Origin of the sequence: uncultured Nostoc sp. (genome assembly GCF_964247315.1) — a bacterium.
Lineage (GTDB): Bacteria > Cyanobacteriota > Cyanobacteriia > Cyanobacteriales > Nostocaceae > Nostoc.
On record NZ_CAXTTT010000039.1, the window covers coordinates 25,834 to 43,748 of the forward strand.

Consider the following 17,915-nt stretch of genomic DNA (forward strand, 5'->3'; position numbering starts at 1 on the left):
ATTTTAAGGGAACTGAGCATTGAGTATGGGGGAAGATTCCTTTCCCCTTGCTCACTGCTGCTTGTCCCTAATCCGTAGTCTTTAATCACTTGACTTTCAGTACAGACTTCCCTAATGACTGACAAATAACATCATTCTGTGGTGTATGTATACGGCTACATAGAACATCACGGTAGTGACGCTCTAAAGGATTCCTTTTTAATAAACCAGGATTACCAGTTAGTTCTAAGGCAATCTCCACAGCATGAATCGAGTTGGTTGTGGTGAGGTATTTAACAGCCTGTGCTTGTAATCCTACATTAGGCTCATATTCGCCCTTGTCAATATCTTGAGCTAAACTATAAATCAATCTATTATTAGCAAATAGCAGTGCTTCTATCTCACCCACGGCAGCTTGGAAGCGTGGCAGAGTTGCCAGTGGCTCTTGGAGATTAGAAGGCGATCGCTCCCAAAGATATTTAGCAAGCCAGTCTCGCGCACTAATCGCAACACCCAGATATAAGGCACTCACTGTCAAACTGCCCCAAGTGGAAATTAGCGGATCAAAAGATGGCACAGCAGATATGGGGTTGATACTTAGAGCATACTCTGAAGGAATTAATACATTCTCTAAAATGAGGTCGTGGCTACCTGTAGCCCTCATTCCCAGGTGATCCCAGGTTTCGACAATTCGCAAACCTGGCAGATCGTGCGGAACTAGAAAATTCCCAACTTGTGGTTCATCTTCGGTTGTCCGTGCCCAAACAACAAAATAGCTGAGGATGGGACTGCCCGTGGTGTATTGCTTATGTCCTGTTAAACGCCAGCCCTCTGCTGTTCGTTCGGCAATTGTCGCAGGCAATCCGCCTCTAGCTGGCGTTCCTAACTCTGGTTCAACACGGGCAGCATTCAGCAGAGCAATGCCTTCAATTGATTCACGACACAGCCGCTTATAGACTTCTGGATGCCAGCGACGGTTACGGGCTGCATGAGCATGTTGAAGATAGTGCATTGTCAGTACTAATGCGGTCGAAGCATCGCCACGCGCTATCCCTTCAATCACCCGGCAGATAGTTGCCAACCCCAAATCCTGACCACCAAATTCATGTGGAATGGTGAGGTTGAGCAATCCTGCCTCATGCAAAGCTGTAAAATTCTCGAAGGGAAAGGAAGCATCTCTATCGTGTGCCCCTGCGCGGGTGGCAAAATCTTTGGCCAGAGCCTCAACTCGGTCGAAAATATTAGGGAGAGTTTCTAAGCCTTTGGCTACAAAGGTGTCTGGCACTGCTTGCTCCAACTGTGACATAAATACTCCTTCACAATTCACTGTACTACTAAACCAGAGATGTTTTTCAATATGGAAGCATCTTAAGTTTGCAGAAATATCAATTTTTCGCACGCCGCCAGTTTTCCCTCAATACCCAATCCTCATTACACTAACTGTATTACTTCTAGCGATCCTGAAAATACTACTTAAAGTCGACCGAAATTTAGTAATTAGTAATTTCTGTAAGTAAGTATGACACAAACTACTTTCATAGAGCAAGCCAAGTAGAGAATTCAGCGATCGCCCCACAACTTATATCATGTCCGATTAAAGACTTATCATTAAGACCGCAGAGAGCAGAGGGGAGGGGTTTTTGAGCTTTCTCCATAGAGAAAGGGAATTATAACTAAGACTTACGCACACTCTACGAATCCTTGGCGTTCTTCTCTAACGAGACGCTTCGCGTTGGTGGAGCCTCTCCAAGAGTTGGCGATTTGGCGGTTCGATAAATTAAGCTTTCTGGTAATTTTTGCGTAAGTCCTGATAACATGCGATTAGTTGAGCGGTGAATCACAGTACTCAGTCCGTAAATAGCCTCTGCAACTCACAAGAGTTGAACTCTCAGATAGATGTAGGTTTGAGTCTTTTTCAAAGCCCTGCTCGAGCGGCAAAGCTAAAAAATCCTTGTTTGGAACCAAGTACGCAGAAACAAGCGTTGAAATATTCTCTGCTGAGATAAATATAAATATCCCTACATAACAGAGGGATAATTTTTTCATCAAGTAGATGTTCCAATGGATAGATATGTAGCAACGGCATTGCCGATCGCAACCAAGGTGATATTGGTTGCTTTGATAGCGGTTTCTCTGCTACTGAGGTATAACTTGACTTAATATATAAATTTTTTAACTTTGAGGATGTACCTCATCTGATTGAGAACTGCTATGGATGATTTCCTGTATTTTACCAAATCTCTGGTGTCACACTTTCGTCAGGGCACTGGCTCTATAACCACCATTTTTATCTATTTATTATCTTTACTCGATCGCATCGCAATCTTCGGTTTTAAAAGGCGAATTTGCGACTTATTGTCATTTTGTGAACTCTAAGCCCATTTAAACATGACGGTTATTTCTCAACTTCTATCAAGCTATAACATGTATTGCTGCTATGCCCTTGATAGAAAAAAAATGCTAAGATTACCATAGTTAACTAAGTGTGTGTGCCCGATCACAACATTCATGTGTTTTCCCTCACAGCTAATTTAAACAACTTAAATATCACCTTTAAGCAAACAATACTCGCCGTTCTGACTCTCATCATGTTATGCCGCCTAGCTATTTAAAGATTTAATGTTTAAATGGTTGTGAAATATGTTTTTTTTGTTAAAAATCATCTATTAAGTGACTTGTCAGAAAATTTACATTAAGAAACTCCTAAAATATCTAAATTTAAGAGCTAAGAGTGTAAACTAATTATGTAAATATCATGTTTGTATGTAAATATGATGTTCGCAAGTCTCTTTTAGGAACTTGCATTTATTACACTATAGGAGGTATAATACAAACGTTAAATAGCTTGCTAGATGTTCCCTCAAAGATACTAAGTAGTGCTGGAAAAAGATCCATCTTGGAATCTCCAAGCAAACTTAATCAATATTTGTTTAACTGGAATTTTGCTTAATTGGTAAAATACTACATTAAACAAAAATTGCGATGTGCTTTTATAGCTTTATAGCTTTATAGTTTTCTGTTTCCTGTAGCCTACTCAAAACCCTATTTTGATCGAGGTTGCACGATAAGAATGAAGCTATCTCGGAGACTATCCCCCAGACTTGCAAAGCACTAAGGGAATATGCCGGGAGCTAATTGCACATTGCGTAAATTTCTGATTAATACTACAAGGTTAGTCAGATTTGTAGTTGTGGTTTTTTTGCTGTCAGGCTTTGTTCACACAACTACAATGAATTGCCTTTTTCCATAATTTACGACTCAATGCAATTTATAACTACAATTATGTCACACCATTTAAGTCCAGACAAGGCTGTTAAAAAGTTAGGAATGTCTGAAAACATTCTTTTAAGAATTATTCCAAGTTAGGTCTTGTTCAAGAGCATAAAAGCTAACTTTTAGCCATAACATTGTCCAGAACTAGAAAAAATATCGAGAGTTTGTGATTGAGAAAGGAAATACTTTGCATAGCTATTGCTGCATATAGCAAATTACGATCCGAAAATAATTCCTCTTAATCATCACTTACAACCACAGCTGATTGCCAAAATGAGTAATCCATATTTGTGTGGAGTACGTCAATGTAGTTAGTTGCTCTTGAAGCTGAATGTAGGTAAACAAAGCTCTAGTTCGATATTTTGACATTTAGACTAGTTTATTGCCATATCAATAACTGGCTGCAACAAGTGGGTTGTCCACCTAATAAAAATCCTTTAATGTACTTTATATCTAAAAGATAGATGCTTTGCTACCAGACTATTTCTTTCTAACTTTACTCTAAGAAAGCTTAGAGTTTCCTCGGTGAAAACACGGGATTAAATAATAATATTTTTAATGAATTTTGGAATTGGATTGAGACTGATAACTAAATTTTTTTGTGGAGATTAGAAAATGCCACCAGTGCTTTCTGAGCAACATGTGGGTGAAAGACTTTTGTACACTTTAGGTACAAAACTTTCAGAAAAAGAATTAGAGAACTTCTTGGCAGAAATGGAAATTGTGGAGCCACCATCAGCAAAGCAATTCTGGCAATCTGCACAGAAAAATCCTGGTATATACATTATTCTTACAGGTAAAGTTCGACTGTTAGATAGTTCTGAGAATTTAATTACTACCTTTGGTGCGTGGTCTGTCTTTGGTGAATTGACTTTGTTTCCCGAAGCTAACTTTAGTCCTTATGTAGTTAGAGCTTCGACAAGCTTAAAACTTGGCTATTTCAGACAAGAAGCATTGCAAAGGTTGATAGACAAGTATCCTAACATTCGCGATCGCCTATTCGCCCGTGCAGAACTTTGGGATTTGTTGTTGTTATGTCGCCAAGTATCACAATTTCCACGCCATACATCACAAGTTTCAGGAATGCTCAAAGCCTTATCTTTGTTTGAGCGACACCAGTTAGAAACTGGCTCTGTAAGTCCACAAATATCCCAAGATTCACAGTTGTGGCTATTATACAAAGGTCAACTGCGGCATTCTGAAGGTCATTCTTGGACACCAGGTACAATCTTTGCTCAACCAAAACAAGGAGATTGGCAAACAACCCAACCAACGATTGCTTACATTCTGAAAAACGATCAGATGCAAACAGCACTAGAATACTTTCCAGAGTTGGGGGAGTGGGCTTTTGCCATGAGTGTCAGCAAAACGGAATCCGAGACTGAGGACTGGGGACTGACTACTAGAGAAAAAACTTTCCAATCTCCAAAATCTAAATCTAAAATTATTCCTTTTCCCCAAAGAGAGAATCAGTCACAACAACAGCCAACAAAAAAATCACGTTTTTACTTTCCCAGTCCGAAAGTACAAATGGGGCATTGGTGGAAACGTATCACCAAAAGCTATCCCTTCTATGCCCAACAAAGTGCAGCTGATTGTGGCTCTGCTTGCTTGGTGATGATTGGTAACTATTGGGGCAAACATTTTAGTATCAATCGCCTACGGGATATGACCAATGTCACTCGCAACGGTGCATCCCTAAAGGCGATGGCAGCAACAGCAGAATACCTGGGTTTTGCCACCCGTCCAGTGAAAGCCACTCTTGATAAATTAGCAGAACAACCTTTACCTGCAATTGCTCACTGGGAAGGTAAACACTTTATTGTTGTCTATGAAATCACCAAAAAGCGGGTGATTGTATGCGATCCGGCTCTTGGTCAACGCAGCCTGACAAAAGCTGAATTTCAAGCAGGTTGGACTGGTTATGCATTGTTACTGCAACCTACAGCTCTACTAAAAAGTGCTAAAAACGAAAGTAGAAGCTTCTGGAAATTTTTTGAGTTAGTCAAACCTCACTATCGAACACTGGTAGAAATTTTCATAGCTTCGATAGTAATTCAATTATTTGGGTTAGTAACGCCAGTATTTACCCAGTTGTTGCTCGACAGAGTACTTGTGCAACGCAGCGTTCCAACCTTAAACGCCATTGGTTTGGGAATGATTGTTTTTGGGTTGTTTGGTGTTGCTGTCAACGGTGTACGGCAATATCTCTTATTTCACACTGCTAACCGCATTAGTATCGCCTTACTCGTAGGCTTCATCAAACATACCTTCCGTTTGCCCCTTGCTTATTTCGAGTCGCGTTTCGTTGGGGATATAATCTCGCGCATCCAAGAAAACCAGAAAATTCAGCATTTCCTTACTGGTCAGACACTCTCCATTGTGTTGGATATGCTGACATTAGTGGTTTATCTGGCTTTGATGTTCTCCTATAGCTGGCGGATGGCATTATTCGTGCTGTGTACTGTACCGCCATTTTTTATCTTAGCGCTGGCCAGCACAAGTATTTTGCGCCGCATCTCCAGAGATATTTTTAATGCAGCTAACAAAGAACAAAGCTATCTCATAGAATCCCTAAGCGGAATTCGTACCGTCCGCTCATTAGCAATTGAACAGACAGTGCGTTGGCGTTGGGAGGAACTGCTAAATGATTTAATCAAAAAAGACTTTAATGCTCAAATTATTGGCAATCGCTTACAAATTATCAGTGGCGTTATCCAAACCTTTGTGAATACTTCATTGCTGTGGTATGGAGCGACTCAGGTAATTAATAACGAACTAACTATTGGACAATTAGTTGCTTTCAATATGTTGGTAGGTAACGTCTTGAGTCCTTTCCAGCGACTGGCTTTGCTGTGGAATGAATTACAGGAAATCGTGATTTCTACCGAACGGATTAATGATGTGTTGGAGGCGGAACCAGAAGAAGACTTAGCAAATAAACCCCGCAAGTCGTTGGGTAAACTCCGCGGTAACATTTGTTTTCAGAATGTTACCTTTCGTTATCACTCAGAAAGCGACACTAACGTATTAGAAAATCTCAGCTTTGAAATTCAGCCGGAACAGATGGTTGCAGTAGTGGGGCGCAGCGGTTCTGGAAAAACAACTCTTAGTAAATTGATTTTGGGTTTATACCCACCGACAGATGGCAAAATACTCATTGATGGTAGCGATATCACCAGTGTATCGATGCGATCGCTCCGTTCGCAAATCGGCGTTGTAGACCAAGATACTTTTCTGTTTGGTGGGACTGTTCGCGAAAACATTGCGATCGCTAATGCAAATGCTTCTTCAGAAGAAATTATCCAAGCAGCAAAATATGCTGGAGCCGATGAATTTATTCAAAAATTACCGATGGGTTACGAATCCGAAATTGGTGAAAGCGGCGGAATGCTCTCTGGTGGACAGCGCCAACGCCTAGCAATTGCTCGTGCTTTGCTCGGGAATCCTCGGTTATTACTGTTTGACGAAGCCACTAGTCACCTAGATTCAGAATCAGAACGGATTATTCAAAACAACCTCAAAACAATTCTTAAAGGACGCACAAGTGTAATTATTGCCCATCGCCTCTCTACAGTCCGCAACGCGGACTTAATCCTGGTTTTGGATCAAGGTATTTTGGTAGAAAGCGGTACCCACGACGAATTAATCGCTAAAAAAGGTCATTATTACTACCTGAATCAACAACAAATGTCTCAAGTTAGTTGATGGGACATTGGGCAGTCTTTTTGTTGTTTACGAGACTCTACACGTAGCTTGCTTCCCTGTAAGGGTACAATTTTAAATTTTGAATTGATTTCTCCCCACTCCCCATCTACTGTTATCGGAAATAAAACCATGCCACATCCCAATAGATCGTCCCCACTTCCCCAAGATAAGCAAGATGAATATCAAGGTTACAAACAGCAAGAGGAATCGGTAGAGTTTGACGAGCAGACAGAGGCAGAAAATGAAAGTCAAGATTTGTACTACGGTACAGAAAAACTACTTGATGCCTTACCTCAAATTTGGACTCGTGGCTTGTTGTATGTGCTCATCGCCTTTGCTGGTCTGTTCTTACCTTGGGCAACTCTCTCGAAAGTAGATGAAACCGGTAGCGCCAGAGGGCGTATAGAACCTAAAGGCGCAACTCAAAAATTAGACGCTCAAGCTGGTGGGAGTGTTAAAGCAGTTACGGTTAAAGAAGGAGATACAGTTAGAGCCGGCCAGGTTTTACTGGAATTGGATGCTGATTTGCTGCAAACGGAACTGCAACAAGTCCAGAGCAAATTGCAAGGGCTACAAAATCGGCAATCCCAACTGGAAGTGCTGAAAAATCAACTCCTAATGTCAACGAGTCTTTTAGAACAACAAAATAAATCCCAAGAATTAGAAAAAATGGCTCAAGTTAACCAGGTGCAGCAAAACCTGGATGCCAAACTGAGTAGCTATAACCTGCAAAAGTTAGAAAAGCAATCATTAGTTAAACAAGCAGAGGAGCAAATTTCCACCAGTCGCGACGATCAAGAATCGGCTAAAAAACTTTTGAGTATAAATTCTAACCAAGTTGCTCGTTATAGCCAACTTGTTGACAAGAAGGCAGTTCCGACAATCCAATTAGAGGAAAGCAAAAAACAAGAGGAAGAAAGCAAACGACTTTATAAAAAGTCTCTATCAGATATTAAACAAGCTCAATTGCGTTTAGCCCAAGAGCTAAATAATTATCAAGTAACGATCAAAACGTTGGAGTCTGATATCAAACAAGCAAAACTCCGACTGCAAGAAGAACAAAGTAGCTATAAAAGTGCCACGCAAGCCGGAGAACTGGCTGTAATGAAAAATCAGGAGCAGCTAAAAGATATACAGGCACAAATAACAGCAACGCAATCAGAAATTGCTCAGACTAAAAGCCAGCTTATATCTACAAAACTACAAATTCAGCAACGCGTGGTGCGATCGCCGATTAATGGGGTGATTTTTGAATTACCCACCACTAAGCCAGGAGCGGTGGTACAAGTCGGTCAAAGGGTTGCCCAAATTGCACCCACGAAAACAGACTTTGTACTCAGAGCAAATATGCCTAATCAGGATAGCGGTTTCTTGAAGTTAGGAATGCCAGTAAAAGTTAAGTTTGATGCCTATCCCTTCCAAGAGTATGGCATAGTACCAGGGAAAGTTACTTGGATCTCGCCTGACTCGAAAGTTAACCAAACACCCCAAGGCAACATCGAAACCTATGAGTTAGAAATCACCTTAGACCAGCAGTATGTCCAAAATGGCAACAAACGTATTCCATTAGGTGCCGGTCAGACAGCAAATGCTGAAGTGATCATTCGTCAACGGCGAGTAATTGACTTTGTTCTAGATCCGTTCAAGAAACTGAAAAAGGGTGGTTTAGAGATGTAGTTAAAGGTATCGCACTGGAATCAGGAAATAGGACAAGCCAGGCTGGAGGAATAATCAATACCCCGTGCCCGATGCCCAATTCCCAATCCACTTAATTATTGGAGATATCGTGTTATGCCCCACAATCTGAACATTTCCATTTCAGATATCATTCACAGTCTGAAACTCTCCTGTCAGATACCTGCTGTTGTGGAAGCGATCGCATCGCAAAGTATTATTGCCGAAGCAGCTCAAGCCGCAGGAATTACAGTCACACCAGAAGAACTACAGCAAGAAGGAGATGACTTACGGTTCGCCAAGAAGCTTGTTAAAGCTAAAGACACCTGGTCATGGCTAGAAAAACACCACCTCTCTGTAGATGAGTTTGAAGAATTAGCCTACAACAACATCCTTTCGCGGAAGTTAGCGAATCATCTATTTTCCAATCAACTGGAAAAGCACTTTTACGAACATCAGCTAGATTATATCGCCGCCGTTACCTACGAAGTCGTCTTTGAGGATCGAGACTTGGCTTTAGAGCTTTTTTATGCTCTAGAAGAAGGCGAAATTAATTTTCCAGATATTGCTCGTCTATATATCTCAGAACCAGAAGCCCGCCGTGCTTATGGATACCAAGGACTCCGATACCGCAAAGATTTTCGTCCAGAAATTGCCGCCGCTGTATTTGCTGCTGCACCACCAGATGCTCTCAAACCGATTTCAACTCCCAAAGGAGTGTATTTAATTTGGGTGGAAGAAATCATTCAACCCCAATTAGACGAACAGTTGCGCCAAAAAATCATTACAGAATCCTTTTCTGATTGGTTAAAGCAACAAATCAACGCTATGAAAATAGTTACTCAAATAGATTCAGACGGATCGCAAGAGGAATTAGTAGATATGTTATTCACCAAGACTAAATAATTTAAGAAATTTCAAATGTTTTTGTCGCTAAGTATCTCCCCTGACTTAGGGCAGATGTCTCTAGTGTTCAAAAATGTTGCAGATGTAGATTTTGTTTGCTTAAAAACTTAATAAGTTTTCTTTTATAGTGTTTTGTCAATATATCTACAAAGTGCTACTTTAGCGTTATTAAAAAATTAAACTAAATCGCTATAAGTCTTGCTAGGCAGCAATAATTTAAATTACTGCTTAGATTTATATTACATTTTTTTTGAATTCAATTATTACTATTTATGATAATTATTGAACTTAAATATATTAGTTTTTTTAATCATAAATTCTTCAAAAAGGCATTGACTTTTTTGAAAAATCAAGTATATTAAACATATAACCAACAAAAACAAGTTGGTTACACAAAACATTCCCAACAGCAGTTACAAATTTTAGGAGAAACTCAAATGATCATTTCTGATCTTAACTACTTGGAAAATACCTCAGAAGAAATTATTGGTGGTGGTAACAAACCAGTCTACAACAAGGATAAATACAAGAATTACTTAAACTTTGCAGAAGCCTTTGCAGATGCTTCTGCATCGGGCGGCGCCGTCAATCTAACTTCAACCTTTACTGACACAACCACCACTAAGAATAGTGCTACTTCTTCATCTGGCAGCAGTTCTCAAACTTCTTCTAAGTAGTAATAATTAAACTCTACTCACAATAAGTATTAACTTCTGCAAGTAGAGTTAGCCTCAAAAGCCTAGTATATTGATAAATCGCCGGAGGCTCTTAGCTCATTTGAGCCTTCGGCTTTTACCAAAAATACATCCTTTGATCTCAAAAAACTGTTTCCGCAATAAATTTTTACAACATTTTAGTCCTCAACCTATTTTACAGTCTGTTCTGTTTGCCCGCCCTGAATTAAAACTCTGGGCTAAGGATTTTTGTAAAAATAACCTAAACAATTTTTATGTGAAAGTATGTGAAAGCTAGATTTAGCAAGCTATTTCAAATAAACTTTGTTGTACAACTTATTTTTACATGATGCCTAATAGTCATAAGTGAGACACTTTACCGTAGATTTAAGCTTTCATAACTCCTCAAAAGGTAGAGAGTTTAGTAAGTAATCAAGCAGACATGATATCAATCGATTTTAAGCAAATTCAGTTATAAGTTTCAAAAACTTGAGTTCCTTGCAGATATAGGAACAAAAGACATATTAAATAAAACTGATTGTATAAATTATAACCCATAAATAAAATGAGGCAAGCTCCTAAGTTTATTTATGGGGATTGTTAATTTTGAATTTGGAGCAAAGCGACGTGACCACAATTCCTGAGGCTCTCCAACTCGCTAGTCAATATCACCAAGCCAAGCGCTTCACCCAAGCCGAAGAGATTTATCATCAAATTATAGACGTAGATCCCAAGCAGTCAGAGGCATTATATGGATTAGGTCTGCTGGCACAGCAGCGGGGACAATATCAAAATGCAGAACAATTTTTTCAAGCAGCTCTGCAATTACAGCCAGAAGCAGGGACAATATACAACAGCTTGGGGTTTACTCTGCAACAACAGGGTAAACTAGAAGAAGCGATCGCCTGTTATAAAAAAGCACTGGAAATTCTCCCTGACAGCATAGAAGTGCAAATCAATATTAATAATATTCTCCACATTCAAGGAAACCTGTCACCAGAAGAACAAGTCCACTACGCAGAGTTGAATGAGCAGTTTGCTTTAAGTAGGCAACAGGCAGGCGATTTCAAGATAGCAGAGTTATATTATCGGCAAGCTATTGTATTACAGCCAGATTTTGTATCATCTCATACTCATTTAGGAGAAGTACTGCAAAAGCAAGGGCGATTAAATGATGCCATCAATTCTTACCAACAAGCAATAAAAATTAAACCAGATTATCATCAAGCCTATCACAACTTAGGGTGTCTTTTCGAGGAAAAAGGAAAATTTGAAGAAGCAATAGAAGCTTACGAAAAAGCTTTAAGCATTCAACCTGATTTTGCAATTACTTATAACAATTTGGGATATGTTCTGAGGCAACAGAATAGATTTGATGCTGCCATAGAATCCTTTCAACAAGCTATTAAAATTAAACCTGAAATTGATTACATCTATTGCAACTTAGGACTAGTATTTAGAGATATTAACAAAACAGAAGCGGCAGTCCAGGCATTCGAGCAAGCCGTAAAGTTAACGCCAAACTATGATATGGCTAAATTGGGTGTTTGTATGAGCCAATTGCCAATTATCTATTCTAGTGTTGATGAAATTTCATTCAGGCGAAATCAGTATCAACAGCATTTGCAAAATTTAGCTAAATATTATAAATTAATTAATCAGGAAGAACGGGCAAAAGCATCTGAAGCTGTGGGAACATTTCAGCCTTTTTATTTGGCATATCAAGGCTTAAATGACCGAGATTTACAGCGAATTTATGGGGAAATGATTTTCCAGATTATGTCGAGTCGCTATCCCCAAAATTGCCAGCCGCTTATTCTGCCTAATTTAGATAAAAATCAAAAAGTTCGTATTGGTATTGTCTCTGGGTTTTTATCTAGTCATTCTAATTGGAAAATCCCTATTAAAGGTTGGGTAGAAAATATAGCTCGAAGTGAATTTGAATTATTTGGTTATTACACTGAGGACACAACAGATAATTCCACAGTTAGTGCCGCCAAGGCTTTTGATAAATTGGTTCAAGGCGATCGTTCAGTTGAAGAATGGTGTGAGGTAATAACAAAAGATAAATTACATATCTTGATTTTCCCAGAATTTGGGATGGACCCAATGGCATTACAACTGGGTTGTCTGAGATTAGCGCCAATTCAAATGACATCTTGGGGACACCCTGAAACGAGTGGACTCCCGACAATTGATTATTACTTGAGCAGTGACTTAATGGAACCAGAAAATGCTCAAGAACATTATACAGAAAAATTAGTTAGATTACCCAATCTATCTATTTATTACGTACCTTTAGCAATTCAACCCGATGAAATTAAGAAACAAGATATAGGTTTAAAAGAGGATGATATTTTCTTTTGGTGTTGTCAGTCATTATATAAATATTTGCCTAATCATGATGATGTTTTTCCCTCTATTGCTAAAGAGTTAAGAAATGCTAAGTTTGTATTTATTAAAAACTCAAGTGAAGAGGCTACAGAAGTATTTCGCCAGCGCTTAAACCATGCTTTTGCAGTATTAGGGTTGAATTATCAAAATCATTGTTTATTTTTGTCTACACTAAATAATAAGAAGTTTGCTGGGACTACAGCCTTAGCAGATGTTTTCTTAGATAGTATTGGTTGGTCTGGATGTAACTCCACCCTCGAATCTATTGCTCATAATATTCCGGTTGTCACTTTACCAGGAGAGCTGATGCGGGGACGGCATTCTCTGGCAATTTTGCAGATGATGGGTATAGAAGAGACGATCGCTTCAAATAAAGCAGAATACGTACAAATCGCTATCCGTCTGGGGAAAGATGCTAAATATCGACAATATATTTCCCAGCAAGTTGCAGAAAATAAACATAAATTATATAGCGATTTAAAGCCAGTTAGAGCGCTGGAAGATTTTATTTTGCAGCTGGTTAATAAACCAAGACAATTTAACGCTCAAGAAGTTGCTGAACTTTTTCAACTTGCACTTCAAGATCATCGAGCTAATCGCTTAGACGCAGCCGAACAGCTATATCGTCAAGTGATAGAAAAACAACCAGACTATTCAGAAGCATTATACGGTTTAGGAATGTTGGCACAGCAGAAAGGTGCGTTACAGGAAGCCCAGAAGCATTTGAGTGCAGCTTCGCAAGTTCAGCCTAACTCTGTGAAAATTTGGTTTAGTTTAGGCAATTTGCTGCAAGGCCAAGGACAGTTACCAGAAGCTGAAGCAGCTTACCAAAAAGCTATTGTTTTGCGACCAGATGCAGGGACAATTTACAACAATTTGGGCTACACCTTGCAACAACAAGGTAAGTGGGAAGAAGCGATCGCATCTTATCAAAAAGCTCTGGAATTTCAGCCCAACTGCACAGAAGCGGAAATCAATTTAGGGAATGCGCTTTTTGCTCAAGGGAGGCTTTCAACACAGAAACAAGCCTATTATGCAGAATTGAATCATCAGATGGGCATGACCCGCAAACAAGCAGATGATCGGCAAACTGCTGTTGTTTACTATCGAGCTGCGATCGCACTCAAGCCTGATTTAGTAGAAGCTCATTATAACTTGGGGGTGGTACTGCAACAACAAGGAGAGATAGAAGAAGCGATCGCTTGCTATAAAAAAGCTTTGGAGTTCAATGCTCAACACCAGGAAGCCAACATGAATTTAGCACAGATTTACCAAACCTAGCACCAAGAAGTTACACAATTTGACTCACTAAAAATTTATGGTTAAATGGTCGTCTCAAAACTTTTTATGACGGACAAAAAGAATCATTTTTAAGGAGAAAACAAGAAGATGTCTCTAGAAATTTTAGAAAAAGTCAAAAGATTCATCATCAGACTCGTCAAAGACGAAGCTTTTCGCGCTCAATTAATGAGCGATCAAATCGACGAAGTAATCAAAGTCATGGAAGAAGGTGGCTATAATTTTTCTCAAGAATAATTTGAAACAGCCTCTATTCAAATATTGGAATTAAAAGAATTAGGTCAGTTTGATGATCTCAGCGAAGAGGAATTAGTGGGGGCCTTTGGTGGGCTTACAAGCACTAATGATAAAGTTGCTCAACCATTGTATGGTGCTGTAGTTTCACCACCTCCCAAAGACTGTGCAAAACCACCAATTAAATGGATTCCCAGACCATGTCCAAAGCCATTGCCACAACCACAGCCCCTGTATGGCAAAGTAATCGGTTCGCCTGTACAAGCGTCATACGGAGCAGTTGTCCAACCAGAAGTACAATAACCCGATAAAATGATGAAGACGTAGAATGTATTACGTCCCTAATACACCCTACAATAGTGATAAGTTATGAAACCCACATAGTAAAAACTTCTCTGCCATAGTAAAGAGGTTTTCTAATTAATTTCATAACTTTCCAAAGATCCAAGTAATGTTGAAAAAGGCTCATTTAACTATGGATATCCATGATTTATGTTATTTAGAGAGTGTTACAAAAGACGAGTTGATTTTAGGTTCTGCTAGAGTCACTATCACATCTAAGGCATTTGCTTCAGGGTCAAAATATGCTAGTGCAATTAGTAGTTCCACAGCAACAAGTGATGGTTTGACAGCAAAAGGTACAGGATTCGCCAGGGCAGTAGGCGCTCATACTACGGCTAAAGTAACAGCCCAGGGTAATGCTTCTTTAGTAATTAAGAGATTTAAATCCAAATTCTCTAAAAACAGTGCGACTGCAAGTGGTTTTGTAATTGCAACTAATTGGTTCTAAAACCAGACTTTTGGACGAGTATTTTCTACTTTACTCAGCATTCACCACTGAGTAAAGTAAACTTTTTTCTAAAACCGAGATTGAGAGTTAACATGACATATCACCGCAAAAGCTATGCAGTTTGGGAAATTACCTTAAAGTGCAATCTAGCTTGTAGTCACTGTGGTTCCCGTGCAGGACATGAACGCACCAAAGAACTTTCCACAGAGGAAGCTTTGGATCTCGTCAAGCAGATGGCAGAAGTTGGAATTAAAGAAGTTACTCTCATTGGTGGTGAAGCATTTCTGCGTCCAGACTGGCTGGAAATTGCCAAAGCGATCAACGAGGCGGGGATGTTATGTGGTATGACTACAGGTGGCTATGGCATTTCCTTAGAAACCGCCCAAAAAATGAAGGAAGCAGGAATTTGTAGCGTCTCTGTTTCTATTGATGGCTTGGAAGCAACTCATGACCGCCTGCGGGGAAAGAAAGGCTCTTGGAAATATGCATTTAAAACCATGAGTCATCTACGAGAAGTGGGTATTTCTTTCGGTTGCAACACCCAAATTAACCGCTTGTCAGCGCCAGAGTTTCCGTGCATCTATGAGTGCATTCGTGATGCTGGTGCTCGTGCTTGGCAAGTTCAGCTAACTGTACCAATGGGAAATGCAGCCGATAACGCAGATATCCTCCTCCAACCCCATGAACTGTTAGATATTTACCCCATGCTTGCCCGTGTGGCGCGTCGTGCTTACCAAGAAGGTGTGCAACTTCAGGCGGGAAACAACATTGGTTACTACGGCCCTTATGAACGACTGTTGCGGGGACGGGGAAATGAGCATGAATTCTCATTTTGGCAAGGTTGCGGTGCAGGACTCTCCACTTTGGGAATTGAAGCTGACGGAGCAATTAAGGCTTGTCCCTCATTACCGACTACTGCCTATACAGGTGGTAATATTCGAGAACAGACCTTGCATGATATTATCGAAGGTGCAGAAGAACTACGCTTCAATTTAGGAGCAGGAACACCTGAAGGCACAAAACACCTGTGGAGTTTCTGTAAAACCTGCGAATATGCTGAACTTTGTCGTGGGGGTTGCAGTTGGACTGCCCATGTTTTCTTTAATAAGAGAGGTAATAATCCTTACTGTCATCATCGCGCTCTTGTTCATGCCAAACAAGGTATGAGAGAGCGTGTAGTTCCCAAAGTCAAGGCGCAAGGATTGCCATTTGATAATGGCGAATTTGAGCTAATTGTCGAGTCTACAGATACTTTATTGCCAGCAAGCGATCGATTATACTTTACTGCTGACAGTATTCAGTGGTCGGAAAGTTGGCAACAAGAACCTGAATTTCATTACTCTATTGTCAGATAATAAATCATGGCAGAAAATTCAGAAATTACCACAATTCCAGAGAACAAAACTGACCTTGAGTCATTACCATCTCCAGAATTAGAAAAAATCTCCCTGCTTCCACGTTCAGGTTGGAATAGTCAATTAAGCTATTTAAAAGTGCTGTTAAAAGCAAAGCAAGTCCTGGATAAAAGCTGATAATTTCATTAGGGATATTGAGAGATTTAGCTCGTAAATTAGGAGAGAATTACTCCCCGAATATTTACGCGCAAATTTGTTAACTCACAAAATCAACACAGGTTTTTTATGGCATCAAGAGTAAGTCTAAGACTAACACCTCAAAAGTTACTTTCTTTCAATGGTAGAGTTAATCTCAATAATAAGCCCGATCCCAAGCCCGATCCTAGTCCTAATTTTGTTACCGCTGAAGGGGATGCTACTTTTTCTAATTATAGTGAAGGTACTGCAAGCATTTTAACTGCTACCCAGGCAGACACATTAGTTAAAGGTGGGGTAACTGCTGCAATTGCTGAGGCTCAAGCAAGTTTTGACCCAACTTTTTCATCACTTTTCACTCAGGCTGCTGTCGTTGGATTAAGTGGTCAGTTTGAAGGTACTTCCAACAGCGAAGCAAAAGTACTTGCTAGTTTTGCGGTTGGCCGTAATGAAGATTTCTCTTTTGATTTTTCAGCAGATTTAGAACTGACAGCTAAAGAAATTGAAAATCCTGACGTTGAATATAACAAGGGTCAGTCTACAACCACTTTTTTGGTATTAGATACCACAAATCCTAACAAGGCTAAAGTTTTAGATTATTTTGGCGTTCAGGGTAAATTAGTCTCCTCCGAGCAAATCGGCAATCTAACATTTGGTCGTAGTCGCAATGTCACAATCGACAGTCGTGATAAAGATTCTGATATTGATGGCGACAATGGTACTGACTTCCTGAATGGTAGTGCTGTTGGTACTTATGAGCGGAATTTTAATCGCAATACCAACCTAACTATAGTCAAAATTAATACTAGTTCTGTTGAATTGGCAGGAGATACTTTAATCGGCAACCTGGGTAAAGATGTTATCTATGGCACGATTCAGAAGGATAATCTGACGGGAAGCAACGGGGCGGACAAACTTTATGCCAGCTTGGGAGATGATAAGCTATCTGGAAACAGAGGTAATGATGACCTCGACGCCGGCCAAGGTAATGATTTGCTAAATGGTGGCGATGGCAATGATACACTCTATGGCGGTAAAGGCAATGATACTCTGAATGGTGGTAGTGGTAATGATGTCTTAATTGGTGGCGATGGTAATGATACATTTACTTTCAAACGTAGCGATACCTTGTTGAAAAAAGACTTTGATGTCATTCAAGATTTTCAGGTTGGTGTTGATAAGCTTGTATTAGATGGCTGGGGAAGTCGAGGTAACATCACAGATACCAATGATGGCGCTCTTCTCACCTTAAATTCTTTGTCTCTCGTTAATTCTTTGTCTCTTATTAATAATCCTCAACAAAGCATACTATTTTCAAACCTGAGTGCCAGTGACATTAGCTCGGTAATATAATTTGCTTAAGGCTAATTGCTCGTTTTATTCCCTAACAGACTCTGATTTCCAAGCCTCTGAGTCAAAAAAATTAGGTGAGTA

The 17,915-nt window shown here is 39.8% G+C and carries 12 protein-coding genes; 11 read left to right on the top strand and 1 reads right to left on the bottom strand.

The window, feature by feature from the left end; translation table 11 throughout:
• Positions 1–85 precede the first annotated feature (85 nt).
• Positions 86–1,285 (bottom strand): acyl-CoA dehydrogenase family protein, encoded by a 1,200-nt coding sequence (locus tag ACFE93_RS13870; protein ID WP_375473835.1) that lies wholly within the window; start codon positions 1,283–1,285, stop codon positions 86–88.
• A gap of 2,582 nt (positions 1,286–3,867) precedes the next feature.
• Between ACFE93_RS13870 and ACFE93_RS13875 the strand changes: the two genes are divergently transcribed.
• The 11 genes from ACFE93_RS13875 (at position 3,868) to ACFE93_RS13925 (ending at position 17,834) form a co-directional block, all read left to right on the top strand.
• Entirely contained in the window at positions 3,868–6,960 is a 3,093-nt protein-coding gene (locus ACFE93_RS13875; protein ID WP_375473836.1) for a peptidase domain-containing ABC transporter, read from the top strand.
• A gap of 129 nt (positions 6,961–7,089) precedes the next feature.
• Complete coding sequence (locus tag ACFE93_RS13880; protein WP_375473837.1) at positions 7,090–8,637, top strand: HlyD family efflux transporter periplasmic adaptor subunit; 1,548 nt, start codon at positions 7,090–7,092, stop codon at positions 8,635–8,637.
• Between the two features lie 114 nt (positions 8,638–8,751).
• Positions 8,752–9,540, top strand: a complete 789-nt coding sequence (locus ACFE93_RS13885; RefSeq protein ID WP_375473838.1) for a peptidylprolyl isomerase — start codon at positions 8,752–8,754, stop codon at positions 9,538–9,540.
• Positions 9,541–9,977: 437 nt separating this feature from the next.
• Positions 9,978–10,217: a hypothetical protein gene (locus ACFE93_RS13890; protein ID WP_375473839.1), complete on the top strand. Its 240-nt coding sequence runs from the start codon at positions 9,978–9,980 to the stop codon at positions 10,215–10,217.
• Between the two features lie 624 nt (positions 10,218–10,841).
• On the top strand, positions 10,842–13,889 hold the full coding sequence (locus ACFE93_RS13895) for a tetratricopeptide repeat protein (RefSeq protein ID WP_375473840.1): 3,048 nt from the start codon (positions 10,842–10,844) through the stop codon (positions 13,887–13,889).
• A 108-nt stretch (positions 13,890–13,997) separates the two neighbouring features.
• Complete coding sequence (locus ACFE93_RS13900; protein ID WP_375473841.1) at positions 13,998–14,144, top strand: Nif11-like leader peptide family natural product precursor; 147 nt, start codon at positions 13,998–14,000, stop codon at positions 14,142–14,144.
• Between the two features lie 24 nt (positions 14,145–14,168).
• Positions 14,169–14,444 carry a hypothetical protein gene (locus ACFE93_RS13905; protein ID WP_375473842.1) on the top strand — a complete coding sequence of 92 codons (276 nt, stop codon included), beginning with the start codon at positions 14,169–14,171 and terminating at the stop codon, positions 14,442–14,444.
• A gap of 148 nt (positions 14,445–14,592) precedes the next feature.
• The gene (locus ACFE93_RS13910) at positions 14,593–14,931 is read left to right on the top strand and encodes a hypothetical protein (protein ID WP_375473843.1); all 339 of its coding nucleotides are present in this window, start codon (positions 14,593–14,595) and stop codon (positions 14,929–14,931) included.
• Positions 14,932–15,023: 92 nt separating this feature from the next.
• Entirely contained in the window at positions 15,024–16,286 is a 1,263-nt protein-coding gene (locus tag ACFE93_RS13915) for a nif11-class peptide radical SAM maturase 3 (RefSeq protein ID WP_375473844.1), read from the top strand.
• A gap of 6 nt (positions 16,287–16,292) precedes the next feature.
• Positions 16,293–16,463, top strand: coding sequence for a hypothetical protein (locus ACFE93_RS13920; RefSeq protein WP_375473845.1), 171 nt, complete (start codon positions 16,293–16,295; stop codon positions 16,461–16,463).
• 108 nt (positions 16,464–16,571) lie between these two features.
• Positions 16,572–17,834: a calcium-binding protein gene (locus ACFE93_RS13925; protein ID WP_375473846.1), complete on the top strand. Its 1,263-nt coding sequence runs from the start codon at positions 16,572–16,574 to the stop codon at positions 17,832–17,834.
• Positions 17,835–17,915: the final 81 nt, after the last annotated feature.

Bases quoted from the DNA above. Each gene is read 5' to 3' on its own strand.
- ACFE93_RS13910 (WP_375473843.1), top strand. From the start codon at position 14,593: ATGTTGAAAAAGGCTCATTTAACTATGGATATCCATGATTTATGTTAT.
- ACFE93_RS13870 (WP_375473835.1), bottom strand. From the start codon at position 1,285: ATGTCACAGTTGGAGCAAGCAGTGCCAGACACCTTTGTAGCCAAAGGC.
- ACFE93_RS13880 (WP_375473837.1), top strand. From the start codon at position 7,090: ATGCCACATCCCAATAGATCGTCCCCACTTCCCCAAGATAAGCAAGAT.
- ACFE93_RS13885 (WP_375473838.1), top strand. From the start codon at position 8,752: ATGCCCCACAATCTGAACATTTCCATTTCAGATATCATTCACAGTCTG.
- ACFE93_RS13900 (WP_375473841.1), top strand. From the start codon at position 13,998: ATGTCTCTAGAAATTTTAGAAAAAGTCAAAAGATTCATCATCAGACTC.
- ACFE93_RS13875 (WP_375473836.1), top strand. From the start codon at position 3,868: ATGCCACCAGTGCTTTCTGAGCAACATGTGGGTGAAAGACTTTTGTAC.
- ACFE93_RS13915 (WP_375473844.1), top strand. From the start codon at position 15,024: ATGACATATCACCGCAAAAGCTATGCAGTTTGGGAAATTACCTTAAAG.
- ACFE93_RS13890 (WP_375473839.1), top strand. From the start codon at position 9,978: ATGATCATTTCTGATCTTAACTACTTGGAAAATACCTCAGAAGAAATT.
- ACFE93_RS13925 (WP_375473846.1), top strand. From the start codon at position 16,572: ATGGCATCAAGAGTAAGTCTAAGACTAACACCTCAAAAGTTACTTTCT.
- ACFE93_RS13920 (WP_375473845.1), top strand. From the start codon at position 16,293: ATGGCAGAAAATTCAGAAATTACCACAATTCCAGAGAACAAAACTGAC.